Source organism: Caballeronia sp. (assembly GCF_049581465.1).
In the GTDB taxonomy this organism is placed as follows: Bacteria; Pseudomonadota; Gammaproteobacteria; order Burkholderiales; family Burkholderiaceae; genus Caballeronia.
The window spans coordinates 1-4,191 of sequence record NZ_JBAUSA010000229.1 but is presented as its reverse complement, the minus strand read 5'-3'; the positions used below and the strand labels follow the sequence as shown (position 1 = coordinate 4,191).

The following is a 4,191-nucleotide window of genomic DNA, read 5'->3' as shown; positions in this document are numbered from 1 at the left end:
CGCAAAACGTATCGAACTGTTCCGCTTTCTGCATGGGGCGCAACAGTGGCCGAAATTGGATGACGATGACGAAGCTAAAGCTAGGCAAGGGCAATTAGCCCAGTCGCTCCCCAAGTAGCCAGTCCATCAGAGCATAGAAACGATAAAGCCGGCTCGAGGCCGGCTTTATCGCGAAGCATATCTTTGCACTTGCTGCAAAAAGATAATCCCTGTTTCAAGCCCATCAATGGCATACAAAATTCGTGGTGGAGAGGAGGAGGATCGAACTCCCGACCTTCGCATTGCGAACGCGACGCTCTCCCAGCTGAGCTACCCCCCCATCGTGTAATGATTCTAGCACAGGCTCAGGACCGTCTGACAAGGGTCCACAGCCGTTAACTATGCAATTAATCACACCGACTATTTCGATGGCGCCCCTGCCAGAATCCAGCCGACCACCTTCTTGATATCGGCTGAATCCATGGAACGATGCGACGGCATGGGCAAGACGCCCCACACGCCGCTGCCGCCATCCCTCACCTTGGCCTCGAGTCGCACCGGTGCTTGGACATCGCCCCTGTACTTGGCGGCGATCTGTTGAAACGAGGGGCCGACCAGCTTCCGGTCAACGGCATGGCACCCCATGCAAGCATTCTTGCCCGCGATGTTCATCCCATCGGCAGGAGGAACAGGAGGAACGGGCGCAACAGGCGCATCCGCAGCGAACGCGCCCTGGCTAATTCCCGTTACGACCACGAGTATCGAAAACCACTGCCTCATTTAACGACCGCCGCCCCATTACCCTGATGTACATCCGAACTCTTGACCGGCGCGGGCGCCTGCACATCGAGCGGCGTCGCACTCACCGACGAATTCGGCACCGCACCGGTGGTTGCATCGTTATTAGCGGGCGCGACCGCGGGGGTACTCGCGCCCGACGCTGCCGCCGCCGTCAATGCCTGAGCATCTTCCGGCTTGATGTACTGGAACACCTTGACGACCTGATCGACACCCGGCACCGTCGCCGCAACGTCCGCGCCGTGCGTGCCCTCTTCTCGCGTGACCAGGCCCATCAGGTACACCGTGTCGCGCTCACAGACGACCTTGTAATAATTCGCCCGCAAATCCTTTTCGCCGACCATCGCGCCCTTCACGCGACTCTCGAGATACGAGTCGTTGGTACGCGATGACAACGAACTTGCGCCCTGAACGCCCAATTCGTTCACGATGCTGTTCACGTTGTTGATGGTCCGCACTTGCTCTTCGGCTTTTTGCTTCCACTGCTCGGACGGCACTTCGCCGGTCAACAGCACGCGCCGATTGAACACGGTCACGTTGATATGCGCCTCGTCCGGCAAGTTCTCGCTGAGACGCGTCTTGGCTTTGACCTGAATCTCGCGATCCTCCGTCTGCGCTCCCAGGGTACGCCGGTCGGTCGCGACCAGCGCGCCGCCGCCGGCCGCCGCCCCTACAACCGCGAGAACACAGCCCTGCATGCTCACTGCAACTCCGGACAACATGCCCACCAATAGTGTGACTCTGGCCAGCGTCGATTTGACGCGTGTCTTGTTCATCAACTCGTTCCCCTTAAGATCATTCGTCGCCAAGCAGCATCGCGTCGATGCCGTCGCACAGGCAGTGAATGGTTAACAGATGGACTTCCTGGATGCGTGGCGCCCGCTCGGATGGCACGCAGATATGGATGTCTGTGTCGGCGAGTACTTCGCTGATCACGCCCCCGCCATTGCCGGTCAACGCGATCACGAACATCTCGCGCTCATGCGCTTCCTGGATTGCGGCGAGCAAGTTTACCGAGTTACCCGACGTAGAGATGACCACCAGCACGTCCCCTGCCTGACCGAGCGCGCGGATCTGTTTTGAATAGACCGCCTCGAATGCCGACTCGTTGCTGATGGCCGTGAGCATGGAAGCATTCGCGTCCAGCGCAATGGCCGGCAAGCCGGGCCGCTCGCGCTCGAACCCTCCCACCAGCGTGGTCGCAAGTCGCTGCGCGTTGGCGGCAGAACCGCCGTTGCCGCAGGCCAGGATGCGTGAACCGTTCTCAAGCGCGCCGAACAGCACGTCAATAGCTGTAGCGATCGGAATAGCGAGCGTGTCGAGTGCTTCGCGATGGACGGCCGCGTTTTCGCGGAAATGATTCTGGATACGTTCGACGGGCATCGACTCTCAGTTATCGGCCGCGAAATACGCGGTGGTTCGGTGGTTGGGTGTTGAACTGCTGAAACCATACAGCGCAAGCACGGCTGAACGGTAATTCGCCCAACGTCTGCCAAGGCCTGTTTCAGGCTCCGGGCAGTTTACCGCACTCGCTGTCGGCGTCACTCGACATGCGTGCATGTATCACGAGGTATCGGCGCGAAAAGCGTCGCGCAACCACACGATACTGCCCGCATCGAACGCGATTACATCGAAGCGGCACACGGGCAACGCACCGCGCCATGTCATCAGATAGTGCTGTGCCGCAAGCACCAAACGCCGCTGCTTGTGCGCACCGATACTCGCCGCAGCCGCCGCGAACTGCCGGCTACGCCGCGCACGAACCTCGACGAACACGAGCGCCCGCGGGCTTCCGATCTCGCGCATCACGAGATCGATCTCCCCGCCGCGACACGTGAAATTGCGCGCGACAAACCGCAGACGCTGCCGTTGCAAGTACTCCATTGCACGCTGCTCGAACGCGCTTCCGATTGTCTTCGACACACAGCCCCCTAAAAAGTTGTCCCGCAACGCATGGCACAATGACGTCCTCTGCTTGCCACCCGCCCTCATGATTCCACTCTCCGAACTCGCTCAAGGCCAGCAATTCCCGCCCGGCGCGCTGTACATAGTCGCGACGCCGATTGGCAATGTCGCCGACATCACGGTGCGCGCGCTGCACGTGCTCGGACTAGTCGACCGGGTGGCCGCCGAGGACACGCGCAACACGTCCCAGCTCTTGTCGCGCTATGGCATCTCGAAGCCGACGCTTGCCGTGCACGAACACAACGAGCGCAGCGCCGCCGAGCACGTGATCGCGCACTTGCGCAACGGCGAGCGGATCGCGTGCGTGTCGGACGCAGGCACGCCGGGCATTTCGGATCCGGGCGCACGACTTGTCGATGCCGTGCGCGAAGCCGGTTTCCCGGTTATCCCGCTTCCAGGCGCAAGCGCGCTCACGACTGCGCTCAGCGCGGCCGGTGCGTGGGTCCACACGTTTTCGTTCATTGGCTTTCTTGCCACCAAGCCCAAGCAACGAGCAACGCAACTACTCTCGTTGCTGCATCACTCGCAGGCGCTCGTCATTTACGAAGCGCCGCATCGCATAGTTGAAACGGTTCAAGCACTCCTCGATGCGTTCGGTGGCGACCGGCAATTGCTGATTGCCCGTGAGCTGACCAAGTTACATGAGAGCATTCATCGATGCACCCTGGCCGAAGGGCCAACGTGGCTAGCCGGCGATGCGAACCGGCAACGCGGCGAATTTGTCCTGGTGGTGGAAGGCGCGCCGCAAGAGGCGCCGCAGGAGGACGCTCATGACGCGTTGCTGACGACGCTGCTTGAGGAACTATCGGTGAGCAGTGCAGCAAAACTCGCGGCGACGTTGACAGGCGCATCGCGAAATGCGCTTTACACGCGTGCGTTAGCGCTGACTAAAGGGCGCGAGGAAGAAAAAGGGCGTGAGGAAGAATAGAAGTCGCAATAAAAAACGGACCGTCGAAACGGCCCGTTTGCTACTGCTTATCACCTGAACAATCTTATTAATTCGCGTTATTCGATGCCAGTTGTTCGCGCTCCACTTGCGCTTCTTGCGGCGTCAAACCTTCAATTTTTACCTGGCCGACACCCTGTCCTCGCATCCCCAACATGGCTGCGGCGGCATAGGAAAGATCTATCACGCGACCGCGCGCGTACGGACCACGATCATTAATCTTGACGATAACCGACTTGAGATTCGACTGATTCGTCACACGAACCCACGATGCCAGCGGCAACGTACGATGCGCGGCAGTCATGGCGTTCATGTTGTACTTTTCGCCGCTGGCGGTTTTGTGGCCGTGGAAAGCCCGGCCATACCATGAGGCACGGCCCTGCTGTTCAAAATCAGCAACGCCTCCACCTGCGGTGATCGGCTCTGCACTGGCGAGCGACGATTTGTCGGACGAAGACGGCAACGAGTTCAGACGGGAATCGTAAGCCAGCGGTGCGTCCGGG

6 protein-coding genes and 1 tRNA gene are annotated in these 4,191 nt (G+C 60.1%); 1 reads left to right on the top strand and 6 read right to left on the bottom strand.

The window, feature by feature from the left end; all coding sequences use genetic code 11:
• Window positions 1–243: 243 nt before the first annotated feature.
• From WCA53_RS05670 to WCA53_RS05650, 5 genes are all read right to left on the bottom strand, one after another.
• Window positions 244–319, bottom strand: a tRNA-Ala gene (locus WCA53_RS05670).
• A gap of 80 nt (window positions 320–399) precedes the next feature.
• The gene (locus WCA53_RS05665; RefSeq protein ID WP_423906706.1) at window positions 400–759 is read right to left on the bottom strand and encodes a c-type cytochrome; all 360 of its coding nucleotides are present in this window, start codon (window positions 757–759) and stop codon (window positions 400–402) included.
• On the bottom strand, window positions 756–1,553 hold the full coding sequence (locus tag WCA53_RS05660; RefSeq protein ID WP_423906703.1) for a BON domain-containing protein: 798 nt from the start codon (window positions 1,551–1,553) through the stop codon (window positions 756–758). The genes WCA53_RS05665 and WCA53_RS05660 overlap by 4 nt, the downstream gene beginning before the upstream one ends.
• A 19-nt stretch (window positions 1,554–1,572) precedes the next feature.
• Window positions 1,573–2,160 (bottom strand): SIS domain-containing protein, encoded by a 588-nt coding sequence (locus WCA53_RS05655; RefSeq protein WP_423906699.1) that lies wholly within the window; start codon window positions 2,158–2,160, stop codon window positions 1,573–1,575.
• Window positions 2,161–2,340: 180 nt separating this feature from the next.
• Entirely contained in the window at window positions 2,341–2,769 is a 429-nt protein-coding gene (locus tag WCA53_RS05650; protein WP_423906696.1) for a YraN family protein, read from the bottom strand.
• Between WCA53_RS05650 and rsmI the strand changes: the two genes are divergently transcribed.
• Window positions 2,768–3,670, top strand: coding sequence for a 16S rRNA (cytidine(1402)-2'-O)-methyltransferase (gene rsmI, locus WCA53_RS05645; RefSeq protein WP_423906694.1), 903 nt, complete (start codon window positions 2,768–2,770; stop codon window positions 3,668–3,670). The genes WCA53_RS05650 and rsmI overlap by 2 nt on opposite strands.
• A gap of 67 nt (window positions 3,671–3,737) precedes the next feature.
• Here the strand turns inward: rsmI and WCA53_RS05640 are convergent.
• Window positions 3,738–4,191 (bottom strand): septal ring lytic transglycosylase RlpA family protein (locus tag WCA53_RS05640; protein WP_423906691.1); only part of this gene is annotated, 454 nt, incomplete at its 5' end.

What these genes read in the sequence shown, in the direction of transcription:
- WCA53_RS05665 (WP_423906706.1), bottom strand. Translation starts at nt 759, where the DNA reads ATGAGGCAGTGGTTTTCGATACTCGTGGTCGTAACGGGAATTAGCCAG.
- WCA53_RS05660 (WP_423906703.1), bottom strand. Translation starts at nt 1,553, where the DNA reads ATGAACAAGACACGCGTCAAATCGACGCTGGCCAGAGTCACACTATTG.
- WCA53_RS05655 (WP_423906699.1), bottom strand. Translation starts at nt 2,160, where the DNA reads ATGCCCGTCGAACGTATCCAGAATCATTTCCGCGAAAACGCGGCCGTC.
- rsmI (WP_423906694.1), top strand. Translation starts at nt 2,768, where the DNA reads ATGATTCCACTCTCCGAACTCGCTCAAGGCCAGCAATTCCCGCCCGGC.
- WCA53_RS05650 (WP_423906696.1), bottom strand. Translation starts at nt 2,769, where the DNA reads ATGAGGGCGGGTGGCAAGCAGAGGACGTCATTGTGCCATGCGTTGCGG.